The 14,036-nt window shown below is 41.9% G+C and carries 10 protein-coding genes and 2 pseudogenes; 3 read left to right on the top strand and 9 right to left on the bottom strand.

Translation table 11 applies throughout. From position 1 onward, the window contains the following. Window positions 1–82: 82 nt before the first annotated feature. The 9 genes and pseudogenes from hemB to ABF638_RS33095 form a co-directional block, all read right to left on the bottom strand. The gene (gene hemB, locus ABF638_RS33135; protein WP_435027058.1) at window positions 83–1,075 is read right to left on the bottom strand and encodes a porphobilinogen synthase; all 993 of its coding nucleotides are present in this window, start codon (window positions 1,073–1,075) and stop codon (window positions 83–85) included. A 275-nt stretch (window positions 1,076–1,350) separates the two neighbouring features. Next, entirely contained in the window at window positions 1,351–2,337 is a 987-nt protein-coding gene (gene hemC, locus ABF638_RS33130) for a hydroxymethylbilane synthase (RefSeq protein WP_435027057.1), read from the bottom strand. 5 nt (window positions 2,338–2,342) lie between these two features. Continuing rightward, window positions 2,343–3,395, bottom strand: a complete 1,053-nt coding sequence (gene hemE, locus ABF638_RS33125) for a uroporphyrinogen decarboxylase (RefSeq protein WP_435027056.1) — start codon at window positions 3,393–3,395, stop codon at window positions 2,343–2,345. Window positions 3,396–3,747: 352 nt separating this feature from the next. After that, entirely contained in the window at window positions 3,748–4,842 is a 1,095-nt protein-coding gene (locus ABF638_RS33120; RefSeq protein ID WP_435027055.1) for a Rieske 2Fe-2S domain-containing protein, read from the bottom strand. A 283-nt stretch (window positions 4,843–5,125) separates the two neighbouring features. Further along, window positions 5,126–6,409 (bottom strand): annotated as a pseudogene (locus ABF638_RS33115) (glutamyl-tRNA reductase); the annotation flags it as partial. Between the two features lie 83 nt (window positions 6,410–6,492). After that, window positions 6,493–7,926: an FAD-binding protein gene (locus ABF638_RS33110; RefSeq protein WP_435027054.1), complete on the bottom strand. Its 1,434-nt coding sequence runs from the start codon at window positions 7,924–7,926 to the stop codon at window positions 6,493–6,495. A gap of 5 nt (window positions 7,927–7,931) precedes the next feature. Continuing rightward, the gene (locus tag ABF638_RS33105; RefSeq protein WP_104900284.1) at window positions 7,932–8,585 is read right to left on the bottom strand and encodes an L-2-amino-thiazoline-4-carboxylic acid hydrolase; all 654 of its coding nucleotides are present in this window, start codon (window positions 8,583–8,585) and stop codon (window positions 7,932–7,934) included. A 1,083-nt stretch (window positions 8,586–9,668) separates the two neighbouring features. Continuing rightward, window positions 9,669–10,673, bottom strand: coding sequence for an oxygen-dependent coproporphyrinogen oxidase (hemF, locus tag ABF638_RS33100; protein ID WP_435027053.1), 1,005 nt, complete (start codon window positions 10,671–10,673; stop codon window positions 9,669–9,671). Window positions 10,674–11,514: 841 nt separating this feature from the next. After that, a pseudogene (locus ABF638_RS33095) lies at window positions 11,515–12,006 on the bottom strand (ISAzo13-like element transposase-related protein); the annotation flags it as partial. Window positions 12,007–12,375: 369 nt separating this feature from the next. Between ABF638_RS33095 and ABF638_RS33090 the strand changes: the two are divergent. The 3 genes from ABF638_RS33090 to ABF638_RS33080 all read left to right on the top strand — a co-directional run bounded on the left by ABF638_RS33090 (window position 12,376) and on the right by ABF638_RS33080 (window position 13,844). Next, entirely contained in the window at window positions 12,376–12,627 is a 252-nt protein-coding gene (locus ABF638_RS33090; protein WP_334716581.1) for a hypothetical protein, read from the top strand. Then, complete coding sequence (locus ABF638_RS33085; RefSeq protein WP_435027052.1) at window positions 12,624–13,457, top strand: hypothetical protein; 834 nt, start codon at window positions 12,624–12,626, stop codon at window positions 13,455–13,457. Before ABF638_RS33090 ends, ABF638_RS33085 begins: the two co-directional genes overlap by 4 nt. 204 nt (window positions 13,458–13,661) lie before the next feature. Then, on the top strand, window positions 13,662–13,844 hold the full coding sequence (locus ABF638_RS33080; protein ID WP_435027051.1) for a hypothetical protein: 183 nt from the start codon (window positions 13,662–13,664) through the stop codon (window positions 13,842–13,844). Window positions 13,845–14,036 lie beyond the last annotated feature (192 nt).

Below are 14,036 nucleotides of genomic sequence, written 5' to 3'. Positions count from 1 at the left end.
CAGGGCGATGCATCAAAGGTGCAGGGCGATGCATCAAAGGTGCAGGGCGATGCATTAAAGGTGCAGGTCGATGCATTAAAGTTTAATTACCAAGTTTTGCTAACCAACGAGCAGCATCTTTGGCATGATAGGTGAGAATTAAGTCAGCGCCAGCCCGTTTAAAGCCAGTCAATGTTTCCATGACCACCCGTTCTTCGTCAATCCAACCGTTGAGGGCAGCAGCTTTAACCATCGAGTATTCGCCAGAAACGTTGTAAGCAGCAACGGGTAAGTTGCTTGCTTCCTTAACACGCCAGATAATATCCATGTAAGCCAAGGCTGGCTTGACCATTAACATATCTGCACCTTCGGTAATGTCGAGTTCGATTTCTCTTAAGGCTTCACGACTGTTACCGGAGTCCATTTGGTAGGTTCTGCGATCGCCAAATTGCGGTGTTGAGTCGGCGGCATCGCGGAAAGGCCCGTAATAAGCCGAGGCATACTTGGCGGCGTAAGATAATATTGGCGTATCTTGGTAGCCTGCTTCATCTAAACCCGAACGAATGGCTTGCACGAAACCATCCATCATTCCCGATGGCGCGATGATATCTGCACCCGCTTTGACTTGTGAAACTGCCGTTTTTTTCAGCAATTCCAGCGTTGGGTCGTTGAGAACACGCCCGGTTAAATCTCCTACTTCTAAATAGCCGCAGTGACCGTGACTAGTGTATTCGCACAAGCAAGTATCGACAATCACGATTAAGTCGGGTACGGCTTCTTTAACGGCAGTAGTGGCTTTTTGAACGATCCCGCAATCGTGCCAAGCGCCCGTTGCGTCTGAATCCTTATCTTCAGGAATGCCAAATAAAATAATGGCTGGAATGCCGAGGTCGTAAACTTCCTTGGCTTCCTCCACGATTTTATCTACAGAAAGCTGGTAAACTCCGGGCATGGATTTGACTTCGTTAGCGATCGCCTCACCCGGTACGGCAAAAAGCGGGTAGATTAAATCGCTAGTTGTCAGGACGTTTTCGCGCACCATCCGCCGCAATTGGGGATGGCTTCTCAGCCGACGCGGGCGATGAATTGGAAACATAATATTAAGATGAACGATGAAAGGGTAAAGGGTAAAGGGTAAGGGGTAAAGGGGAAAGGGGAAAGCGGCGAGCGAAAAAATCCTTTCCCTTTAATCGTATTTTTCTGTTTCCCCCCTGCCCCCTGCCTACACAGCGACAGGATATTTTTTGAGTTGTAATACCATTTCTTTGTGAGGCTGCGCCAAATTTTCTTTCTTCTTTGTGTCCTTTGCGCCCTTTGCGGTTCGTTCCTCATATAGTTTGGCGCATCTTCATACAGAATTGGTATAAGTCCCTAACTACGCTGAACTGTCTGGAAAATTTCAGCCAAAATCTCTGTAGCTCCCTGTTGCCGCAATTTATGAGCTAATTGAATACCTAAATTTTCTGCTTCGCTAACATTGCCCCTAACAGAATCTTTAACTAGACGTTTGCCATCAACGCTGGCGACTAACCCTGTTAATGTCAGTGTATTTTCGTCTAGCTGCGTATCAACACCGATTGGTACTTGGCAACCACCTTCTAGTTCTCGTAAGAAAGCACGTTCGGCTAAAACGCGATCGCGGGTAGGGATGTGTTCGATTGCTTTGAGTAATGACAGCACTTGCAAATCGTCAGCACGGCATTCAATCCCTAACGCTCCCTGTCCGACGGCATAAAGAGAGAGTTCAGTTGGCAGAATTTGATGAATGCGATCGCTCATTCCCAATCGCTGCAACCCTGCGGCTGCCAAAATCAGCACATCGTACTCTCCAGCATCCAACTTTGCCAAGCGCGTATTTAAGTTGCCGCGCACATCCTTAAAAGTAAAATGGGGGAAGTGATAACGCAATTGTGCAAGGCGGCGCAGGGAAGAAGTGCCGATAACTGTGCCTTCTGGCAGCGTATCGATTTGCTTATCTTTGTGCTTTTGATGCACAACTAAAGCATCTGCTGGGTTTTCCCGTTCTGTTACGGCTGCTAAGGCTAACCCCTCTGGCAAGCAGGTTGGCAGATCCTTGAGAGAGTGAACCGCAAAGTCAATCTCCTGATTGAGCATTCCCAATTCAAGTTCTTTGGTGAATAATCCCTTATCGCCAATCTTGGCTAAGGCCACATCCAAGATGTTGTCGCCTTGGGTGGACATGGTGTGGACTTCAAAGGAAATATCGGGAAAGCGTTGCTGGAGTTGTTCTCGAACCCAGTAAGTTTGCACGAGTGCGAGTTGGCTTTTACGAGAACCGATGCGGATGGTGCGAACGGGACTGGAAATGTTAGATGAAGCGGGTTGCACTGAAGTCATAGCTTTTAGTTGAGATTGTTTGACGCGTAGTTGAGTTGCTTGACTGTCTCGAAAAAGAAAGCAACATTCTCTTCTGGAGTGTTCGGTAAAATCCCGTGACCGAGATTGAGGATGTGCTTCTGATTCCCCGCTTTGCGGATCGTGTCCAGAATGCGATCGCGGATTAGCTCTTTAGTACCGAACAACACGCAGGGATCGATATTTCCTTGGACTCCAATATTTGCGCCGAGTCGCTGCCGTGCTACTGCCATATCTACAGTCCAGTCCACGCTGATGATATCAACACCCGATTGCGCCATTAACTCTAGGATTCCAGCACTGTTGTTGATATACAAAATCAGGGGCGTGTCCGGGTGCGTTGCTTTCACCTGTTGCACGACTCGTTGCAGGTAAGGTAGAGAAAACGTTTGGAAATCTTCAGGGCTGAGTTGTCCCGCCCAAGAGTCAAACAGTTGCACGATTTGGGCACCGGCATCAATTTGGTAGCGGGCGTAAACTGCGATCGCATCTGCCAGCTTCCCTAAAAATTGATGCAGCATCGCAGGTTGGCAGAAAGCCATCCTTTTAATAATGGCGTAGTCTTTCGAGCTTTTACCTTCAATTGCATAGGCAGCTAGCGTCCAAGGAGCGCCAACAAAGCCCAAGACGGTAGCTTGACCGTTAACTTCTTGGCGTAGCGTCTTCAGAATTTGCTGCACGAAGGGTAAAGAAGCTTCGGGATCGAGGTCAGTCAGCGCTTCAATTTGGGCTGGCGTGCGGATTGGCTGCTCAAATATTGGTCCTTTACTTTCGATAATGTCAAAGGAGATACCCATACCAGGCAACGGCGTGAGGATATCTGAGAACATAATCACCCCATCGGGTTGGAAGGCACGGAAAGGTTGCAGTGAGATTTCCACCGCTAAATCGGGGTTCTCGGAGCGATCGCGGAACGAAGGATACTTCTGACGCAAGTCTCGATAAACTTTCATGTAGCGACCTGCTTGGCGCATCACCCATACCGGAGGGCGATCGAGTACCTCACCTCGCGCCGCTTGCAATAACGTATAATTCCCCATACATTTCTCCCTGGATTTAATAATTGTCATTTCAAGAATTTGGGATTTGCAACAATCCAATCTTGTGGGGTGGGCATCTTGCCATTGGTGTCAACTTAAGCCAAAAATAGCGTACTGATTGGGTGTTGTTCACCCGCCAGGGATTGTAAATCCCTGACTAATTGCTCAAGTCTACTGAAGTAGACTGAAAATTTTTGCGCTCTTTAGTCCTCTTCAGAGGACTTTAGCTATGAGACAGGGATTTACAATCCCTGGCGGACGTGCGGTTTCGCGTTAAGTTGACACCAGTGGCATCTTGCCCGCCCTAGTTATGCGAACTCTAAATTTAGTTCTTCAATAAGACAGAAGCTGTTCATGAGCGATCGCTCACTATGGCTGAAACAAACCATTCTGTTTTCTCAGAAGAAGGTGGCATTAAATTTTCGTTCGAGTTATCTGATTGGTTCTGATAAGGTTTCATACCCCATCCCATAGCCAAACATTTTTGCCGAAGTTTGCGATAAGCAAGAGATAAGTTATCGCAAGGAACGTGAACTTCGTCTGACAACTTATCCGGGACTGCCATCGGATATTCGGACTCAACCACTCCCTTATCTTCCATTACAACTTTGTAAGCTGCTCGTTGAAAGATGCCATCGGCCCAAGGGAAAGTTAGAAAACTGCGAAACTGAATTCGCTTGGTAATAGTGGTGCGATCGTCAACAGGAACATGGACAGTAAAATTAACCAGCTTGCCACGACCGAAGTCAACCACTAACCGAGTGATATTAGGCATATAAAAGCCTAGAGTCACCTTCACATTGGCTTTCAATGGGCGAAACACAAAGGCAAAAAGGTCTTTTGCTTTGGTGTAATCTCTGACATTAACTTTAGCGTGACCCTCCCAGTCCCCTACATTCAGCTCGTAATCTTCCATTTTTTGCTCTAATGCAAACCCATTGCCGAAAGACTTGGAATGAATAATAGATACGTGAGACATATCCATATCATTCTCTAGCGTGCGGGTGTAGTGAGCATTCAGTTCGTATTCAAAGAAAATTTTCTGTAAGCTTGGGTCTTCAAATTCTGGCAAGGGTGGGATTGGCGGACGTTCTTCTTCTGGTAAGTCTCCATAAAATAGCCAGATAAAACCGTATTTTTCCTGTATTGGATAGCTATCTACACGAGCATTCTTGGGAATAGGAATTCCGGGTTGATTAGCAGGAATATTAATACATTTCCCATCTGCTTGAAACTTCCAGGCATGATACGGGCAATGGATACAGTCATCTTTTACCCAACCGAGAGATAAGGCAGCACCACGATGGGGACACCGATCTTGGAGAGCTATCAGTTGTCCTTTAGCGTTACGGTAAAAGACTAATTTCTGATTTAATATCCGCACTTGCTTGGGGTTTGTAGTAACGGCGGCGCTGAACTCACAAGCGTACCAGAAGTTTTTTAACATGCTTACTTCCTGTTATTGCTATTAAGAATCATGGATTTTCTTAAGTTACGCTTTGAGCAATAACTTCTTCAACTTTTGCATGGACTTCAATACTTTCAAGTCTCATTTGAGCAACTTTGAAATGTTCCCGGTTCACTTGAGCAACATTGATGTTTTTTGCTGCTATCTCTACGGTACTTATTGATAGAGAGGATGTTTCGGCAACAAAATTAGATGATGTTTCAGCAACAAAACTTGATGATATTTCGGCAACAAAATTAGATGATGCTTGGGCAACAAAACTAGATTGCACCTCTCCTGTATCTAGATTAAATAACTCTTGCAGAACTTGGAGGACAAGGCGTTGAGCTTCTACATCCCTCTGCGTCCGCAGTTGCACCATCGGTTCGTGGAGAATTTTGTTGATAATCCTTTGAGTTAAGGCTTCGACGGCTTCTTGATGTTTTTTAGCAAAATCAGACCCCATACGGGACAAAGCTTTTTCTAACTCTTGTTCACGAATTTTTTCGAGTTTGTCCCGTAAACAGCTAATAATGGAAACGGTTTCTCGCGATCGCAACCAAGTTTGAAATGCTTCTAAATCCTCTTGGATTAATGCTTGCGCCTCTATTGCCATTTGCCGACGACTTTCTTGATTCTGGGCAACGACGGTTTTTAAATCATCAACATTAAACACCCGCACGTGAGGTAACTCATTAACGTCCGCATCAACGTTACGAGGCACTGAAATATCGACCAGCATTAAAGGCTGTTCGGGTTGCAATGCAGCTTTGAGTTTGGCTTTATCGAGTAAGGGTTCAACTGAAGCAGTGCTGGTAAAAACCAAATCCGCAGTTGCCACTAATGACATCAATTCAGCAAGTGGATAATATTGCACTCCAGCATCACTAAATTGATTCGCCAATTCCTCAGCCCGTTCGACGGAACGATTTACAATTGAAATTTGAGTTGCGCCTTTAGAGATTAAATGTTGCACTAGTCGCCGAGCCATGTTGCCAGCGCCGACAATTGTCACTCGGCAAGCCGATAACTTCTCTACTTTGATTTGGGCTAATTCTACTGCCGCAGAGCTAACCGAAACCGCACCCGTACCGATTGATGTTTGCGTTCTCACCCGCTTTGCAGTGGTAACGGCTTGCTTGAACAACTGATTGAGGATGCGATCGCCCTGATTGTATTGCTGAACCAGTTGGAAGGCGTGTTTAACTTGAGCTAGAATTTGTCCTTCTCCCAACACCAAGCTATCCAAACCGGAAGCAACTTGCATCAAATGCTTAACAGCATCTTGCTGTAGCAGAGTAAACAAGTATTGCTGCAAGTCTGCAAAAGGCAGTTTACTGTACTCGCAAAGAAACTCTGTCACCTCTTGAGCTGCCCGATCTATCTGGTTTACAACTACGTAAATTTCTAAACGATTGCAAGTGCTAAGAATGGCAGCTTCTTCAATGTGAGAGTATTTACACAGCTGGGCGATCGCGTTTTCAATTCGTTCTTCTGGAATACTCAGTTTTTCCCGAATTTCAACCGGGGCTGTTTTGTGACTAAGACCTACAAGTGCGATATTCATGTTTCCTCCTCTGAAGTTTGTCTTCTTCTAGAGCCTCGGTCAAGTAATATGGATGGTTCTAAACAAGATAATTGAGAAGTGACTTATACTGCGATCGCAGACTTAGTAGCAACATTCTCAACAAGTTGGTTTTCCTGTGGTGCGATCTGTTCGTACTCAAAAAAGCCAGAGTTAAATATTCCTTTGGGATCGTACTTACTTTTGATTTGATTAACTTTTGGCCAGTAATCGCCAAATTGGCTTTGCCACTGTTGAATAGTAAAATCTATCCAGCAAGTTAAATATCTTTTTCCGCCCATCTCTAAACTCAGGTTACTGAGCTTTTTCAATTCAGCTAAGATGGGTTGAACTTGGGATTTCGGAATGCTGGGATAAATTCCAAACCCAATAATTAGTTCTTCCTCTTGCGGTAAACGAAACATAGGCATCTTGTTATTCCGGTTTACCAAGCAAAAGCAGCCCATTTGCGCTTTACTGATATCGAGAAAAGAAGGCAACTGTTTGAGAGCCGTTTCGATGTAATTTTTAGCAGATGACGCCGGAAGAAAAACATCCATCCAAGGGTGAGCGATATCCTTACTATCTACTTGAATCATCGGTTCGATGAATTGTGCAAATCCCAAGTCCTCAGTATGGATATGACGGTAAAAATTTAAGCCAGCAAGGATTTCTTTGTCATCAATAGCTTCAATAGAATTTGCTTCAACAGTAATCCGCAACGTGTAAAACCATTGAATCAAAGGTTGCATTATTCCTGTAGCTCTGGATACTCCTTGCAAACAGGGAACTGGGAAAGATACGAGATGATCCACCCTTTGTTCGGTTACTAAAACCCGTTTGTCATCCAAAAGAGCATCTAGGTTGTCATAGAACAACAAATACGTGCGGGTTTGGGAAGGGTAAACTTTGAGTTTGTGCTGAACTTGGGTAATAATTCCAAACTGACCGTAACCGCAAAGTACGTGATTAAAAAGTTCGCTGTTTTCTTCAGGCGAACACCAGAGAATCTCGCCTTCTGCGGTTACAACTTCTACACCAAGACAATTATCAGCTTGATTTCCGTAACGAAAAGAGGCTGCACCTATACCACCCGCAGAATGGGTTCCTCCTACAGAAACACCAAAATAATTGGTTAATACGGGAGGAACTAAACCATCAGGAATACAAGCATCAATTACTTGATTCCAAGAAGTCCCCGCATCAGCTTTAAACCAGAGTTGGTCTTTTTGGATATCTCGAATTTTATCGAGATTCCTCATATTTAAAACGATTCCATCTTGGTTCAAAGATTGACCGCCTAACGAATGTCCCGCAGCGCGTGAAGAAACTACTAATCCTTTTTGAGCGGCATATTTAACAGTTTGGGCAATATCGTTAGCGTTTTGAGGAGTGACAACAACTTGGGGAGACTTTTGGAATATACCACCAAAATCTTCGGAAACTTCCGTCAAAATTTCTGAAGCGTTGCTGACTTCACCTGCAATCAAATGCTTGAGGTCTTGAACAATGCCATTCATAAAAGTTACGATCCTTTAGAAAGAGACGTTTTTAAAAGGTTCATCCCAATCTGCAAGATTTTAGGAGTCAAGCGAATCAAATCGAGAATATGAGAGAACAAGCTCGGTGTTCTTTGTGGCTTTACTTCTAACCCTTTGGCAGGTCTTTCATACTTGAACATACAAACGCAGTCACCATCTGCTTGCTTGCTAATAATTGCGGCTTTCATCCCAGGAAATGCTCTCCTGGTTGCTTCTTGTTCCATCTCACAAATAACTCGGCAAGGGCTTTCAAGTCCATATTCTTTGGCAATTGAAAGAACCGGGCAAACTCGTTGAATTTCTAGGGCAGCATCTTTTCCTTCTTGGGAAATATCTACGACTTGCATTTTGAAACCCATGATCCGAAAGATCGGAATTGCATCGGTAAAGCCTTTGGCTATGGTGGTATTGTCAATGAAAGCACCCATGAACGCTTTTTGATGACCAGGGTAGGCTAACATCATTTGTTCAAAAGCTGCATCTTCTCCAATTTCATCTGACAGTTTCTTGTAGGCTGCAAATCGATTCCTAAACATACTCACTGCTTTGGAGGAATCCATTTGCATCACATCGTTCATGGTAATGTCGCCAATACCTATAACGTTATCCATTGCCAGTTCTCCGTGTTTGTTACTCATTTAAATGACCTAAAAAAACGAGCTAATCAATGGCTGATTACTGCTAAATTTCAGACAGCGATCGCCAGAAACTTTTTTGCTCTTATAATCCTACGGTTGACAACATAAACAGCAATTTATCTCCTGACTAATTCAGAGCTAGCATGTCCTTGGTGATTCAGGGCTAGCATGAATTGAACTCCAGAAATATAGTAAAATGATCGTCAACGTTAGGTATCTGCTAGCAAACATACACAGAAATACAATGTCAACTTCTTGCAGCTGCTTGATGGAGAGAGAACTCAACCATTGAACTTGGAAAAACTTGCTAATTTCAGTTTTAAAGTTGGCGAATTCAGTTGAGTTAGACCAGCGAAATAATTTGTTAATTTTTAGCAAAATACTTGTCGGCAATTTTTCCATAGACACCTTGTTACTTCCTATTTAGAGGCTATCTCTAAAGAAATGCAAAGAGTAAAAATTAGGCGATTCTTATACCATTTCACTCAATTCTTGATACAAATTACTTTTCTTACTTTCCCTGGCTCAAGAGCCTACCCTGCTCAAGAACAGGCTGCCATCTGTATCAATCTTCAAGTGATAAGCTATAAAAACATCTAATGTGCATAATCGAATTAAATATAACTCTTGTGGGGTGGGCATCTTGCCCGCCCAGCTTATGCAATTTAAATGTGGAACAGCTTATCAGGTTCGGTTAAATACTTATAACATCTGTAGGTTGGGTTGAGGAACGAAACCCAACGCTTAATCCTTGTTCATATTGGGTTTCACTGCCGTTCAACCCAACCTAAATTGATAAATTCTATTATAAGTAATCACCCGAACTTGATATGAAACGGTATTAGCCCTCTTTTTATCACTTTGGGAGAACCCAATCAATGAAAGCTTCTCAGAGCTTTAATCTCCAGGTTTTGGTTACAAATTTTAGTTCCTGTTAGAAAATAAATACTCAAAGCTTGACTCAATCAAAGTTTCGGAATCTTGCTTCGATTATTGTTTTCCGAGAGTAACAAAACAGGGTTAGGATTTGGGTAGCCAACATTTTTGATCAGCTGCTGTTTTCAAATCTGCTCTTGAGCGTCTTTACACCCATTCCTGGGGATTTCTCAGTACCTCTAGAAGCTTTGCTTCTTGACTATCAGCCGTGGGTTGGTCATTATAGTTCCAAAAAGCTTCTCCAGGCATACAATTAAGAACACTTTGTGTACTCACGATGCCGCTTTCCAATCCGAATCGAACACCTCTGTCATGCAGTAGAATAAATTCGGCATAACGTCCGCGTCTGATGCGCTGCCAATATTTCTCCTGTTCTGTAAACTCCATATCCTTACGTTGTTTGACAATCGGAAAATAAGCAGGGATGAAAGCTTCAGAACAAGTTTTTACGAAGGAAAGTAAAGTTTCGACATCGGAATGTTGTAAATTGTCAAAGAAAATTCCACCTACACCTCTACACTCAGTGCGATGAGGAAGATAAAAGTATTCATCACACCATTTTTTCAAGCGTGGATAGAGTTCTGGATCGTGCTGATCGCAAGCTGCTTTATGTACTTGATGAAAATGAACTGCGTCTTCTTCAAATAAGTAAATTGGTGTTAAATCACCTCCACCGCCAAACCACCAAGAACCAGGTTCAGTGCCATCACCCAATTGGAAGTAGCGATAGTTAACGTGTGCTGTCGGTATCATTGGATTAGATCCATTAATGACAACACTGGTACTCGTAGCGAAGAAAGAAGTACCTTTTTGATCTGGCGTTATAGTTGTTGGGTCAGCCATCACAACATCCGAGCCTCGGAAAGTCACACCAGGAGGTAACTCACCTTGCATCGATACGTAGTTGATACCTACTTTTTCAAATACATTCCCGTTCCGTAGCGACTTGTCGATATATATAGCACCATTACTGTTTTCACCTTGTACCCATTGGCCTCTTTCATCTCTTGTCCAGCGTTGTTCGTCAAGTTTACTTCCATCTATTTCCTCAATAGTTTGGCAAACATTATCGAACATATCTAGCAAAAAACTTTCAACTCTATTACTAATTGGTGGTTGCTTGACTGCTGGATTTTCAAGAATTTGAACCATGACAACTGACCTCGTAGTGACTAAATAATTATTTGCAAAAAAAGAATTTTGGAATCTAGAAAAATTGGAAGTTGCTTCTCAACCTTTCATCTTGAGGTTGCATTGATTAAGTATGTTTGCTCTGTAGCAAAAGTCTGGGAAGGAAAGAGCTAGCATTTCGCGTTAATTACTTTTGGTTTTCGCGTTACCTAAGTCCTTTCGCTATCTATCTTTTTACTTTAGTCAGGTTTTTACTAGTGAAGATATAGAATTTTAGGAAAATTATAAAGAAAATATTAAAAACGTAACTGCCTAGTTTGGAGAAGAAAAATAGGATAACTTCAATAGCTATAACCAGTCACACTTCAAATCAGTGTTTTACATTATTTTGACTTAACTAAAAAATAAGTTATTTTTAGCTAATATTTAACTTAAGTATAATCAATATCTCAGTCTTTAGATAGAAGACAGACTATTATTGTAAATTATTGGTGTTTGTACTATTTTTTTAGCTTTTTCAATATTCGATACTTCCAGAAAATAAAATATACAACTATTTGAAATAATAATCATTTTAATAAGCGAAAAATATGCAAGATAAATATCTGCACTCAAGAGCAACTTAGGAGCAGCCGCACAAGCGACGCACTACTACGAATGAAATAAACACTTTATTACCCTACTCTCCATATTTATTGAAAGTGCAGTAGGACATGGATTTTTTAGTTAAATGAATCCATAAAGTAAGTTTTACTGACTAACTTAACAACTGGATGCTTATCATTCCCAGTAATAGTTTTAGCAAGATATAATACTATTTAAACCCCATCAAAAATACTTCTATTCCAATGATTCTCTAAAATTCAGTTTCGGGTATTTTTTGAGGTCGAATTTTGGCAATGTGCTTGAGACTATACCCTAAATCATTTAACTTGACACGAATTGTTTCCGAAGTTGGTAATTCTTCATCATTATAACCAAAATTATCAATTAATTGATGTCTTACTTCAGCAGCAGAGAGACTTGTATACAGTCTTTGGCTTTTGCAACTTTGGTCTATTTGGCTTTGTAAATCGACAATTTTTTTGATATCTTCTAAAAGATTTGGTAGTTTTGCTTCTGCTTTATAACGTCCTCTACTTCGATAATTATCTACGCAAGTTATATTAGTAGTTAATTCTTTAATTCCTTTACTAATAGTTACACGATTCCATCCTAACTCTCGCTCCGCTAGAGACTGTCCCCCGTGTCCTAATGCCACAACTGTTTGTGCTATAAATTTACGTTTGTCCGCACCTTTTAATTGCTGTGCGGTTTCCTTCAACAACTTTTTCAGTGAATCCGTTAATTGTATTGACACCTCTATCTACCCAAAAATCCAATCATCATTAAATTTACTACAAAAAGGCGAGTATCAACGGCAATCTCTCTCACCTTATTATAATGATTATCATTATTAAAATTGTATATTTTATTTTCTGGATTTTTCTTAAAATGCGTGCAGTGTTGTCACTACTAAATAACTTTTTTCTTAACTTCACTAGTCTTTACTGGTGAAAATTTTTAGAAAACTTACCCTAGATCACAAAGGACTTTTGAACTTTCGTTTTTTTTAACCTGGATGTATAAGGAGGAGCAAGAGTCATATACGGTGATTAAAGGTAGTATGCCGAAAGCGCTTAAGTTTCGGTTTAAAGCGCTCTGTGCACAATATGGATTAAAGATGAGTGAAGTCTTGGAAGTATTAATCAGCGAATGGGTAAAGGCTGATGGCCCAACTTCTTCTTTCATGACTAACACCTTAGATGAAGACCGAGACAATATCACGCATATCAAGGCATACATTCCCTCCTCCCTGAAGATACAATTTAAAGTTCTTTGTGCCCAAAGAGAGGTTATGCAACGCTTTATCCTCCACAACCTTATTCGTGAATGGGTAGAAACAACCCATGAAAATGAAAGAAACTTGCCATGAATCTATTATTCCGTTCAACTAACATCGACAAACCTAACAAAAGTAACCAATTAAGTCTAAAGAGTAGTAATCCCTTTATCCAACTGATATTTAACAGGGACACTATATCTGAGACTCGCAAGCTTCTAGATAGAGCTATAGTATCTGCTGCCAAAGATACATTACCAAACTGTAAGCCACCTGCCTTAACTCCCTCCCACTGGATCTGGCAACTTGCCGCTTCCTACCATTTAACTCACTATACTGCGCTATTAATGGAAGAAGCAGCTGGGCGCTTTGCTGGATTGGGACGCTGGAGTTTGGCACAGTGGGCAGCACAGAAAGCTCGTGAAGAACAAGGTCACGATCGCCTCGCTTTGCTTGATATTCAGTCGATGGGATATGAGGCGGAAGCTGTAGTCAAAGCACTCCTTCCTCCGACTGCTATGGCTTTGCTGAGTTTCTTCACTCAGAGCGTACAAGCAGCAGATCCAATTGGTTGCGTTGGGTATTGCTATACGATGGAACGTCTAGCAATGAATATCAAAGCAGAGCATATCCAACAGGTGGAAGCGATACTACCACCTAATACTTATGCTACTCGCTGCCTGCGAATGCACAGTAGTTTAGGTAGTGACGTAAAGCATGTGGATGAGACAGTTAAAATAGTGGCAGCACTAAGTTCAGAGGAGCGTACTAACATAACTGTCGCCTGCTATGAAACTGCACTGTTGTACTTCGGCTCGCTTAAGGAGAAGTATATATCAGAAGTGGAATTACAGCAGGTCTTGAATCAGTTGAGGTTAGATCCTTGTAATCAGAATAATTCTATTCCTCAATACATTTGCTAGTGCAGAGAGCGCTGAACAATGATTAATTTGTTGGCGTTGCAGAGAAAGCGGAATGATTTAGCAAATTATAAAATCTCTCCGTCTGCTTCCCCTGTACAAGAACTGCCTAAGAACAGCTTGCTACAATTCATCCACTTGTTGTGGAACGCCAATTTATTTAACCAATTCTTAATCACATACTTGAAACAACCTGAGGAAAATACAATGAACGTCGCAATCACAAGCATTGGGCAGCAACTTTTCGGCTGGAAATCTTTTAGATACTTCTTGAAGCACAACTTAAAGACTTGGTTTCAAGTTCCGAATGACGACGAAATTGAACTGGAAGACTTTTTGAAAGATCAATTCGACCAAGGACTATTTTTTAATATTCCTTCCTCTTTCTAAGCTCTCGTGAGAGGTTAAGATAAAGCGTATTTTGTCAATCAGTCAAAATACTCTCTAGGTCTCAGTAGAGCGAAAATAGCGATCGCTTGGGCGCGGGCACTCCGCGCCATCACTCACTTATTAAAGCAAATAATAAGTAAGTATCTAGGCATAAATAAATTTAAAGTTTGTAGTAAGGACTTTAGTCCTGAT

The organism is Nostoc sp. CALU 1950, assembly GCF_051172895.1.
Lineage (GTDB): Bacteria > Cyanobacteriota > Cyanobacteriia > Cyanobacteriales > Nostocaceae > Nostoc > Nostoc edaphicum_A.
The sequence above is the reverse complement of the archived record's forward strand: the minus strand, read 5'-3'. Positions and strand labels throughout refer to the sequence as shown.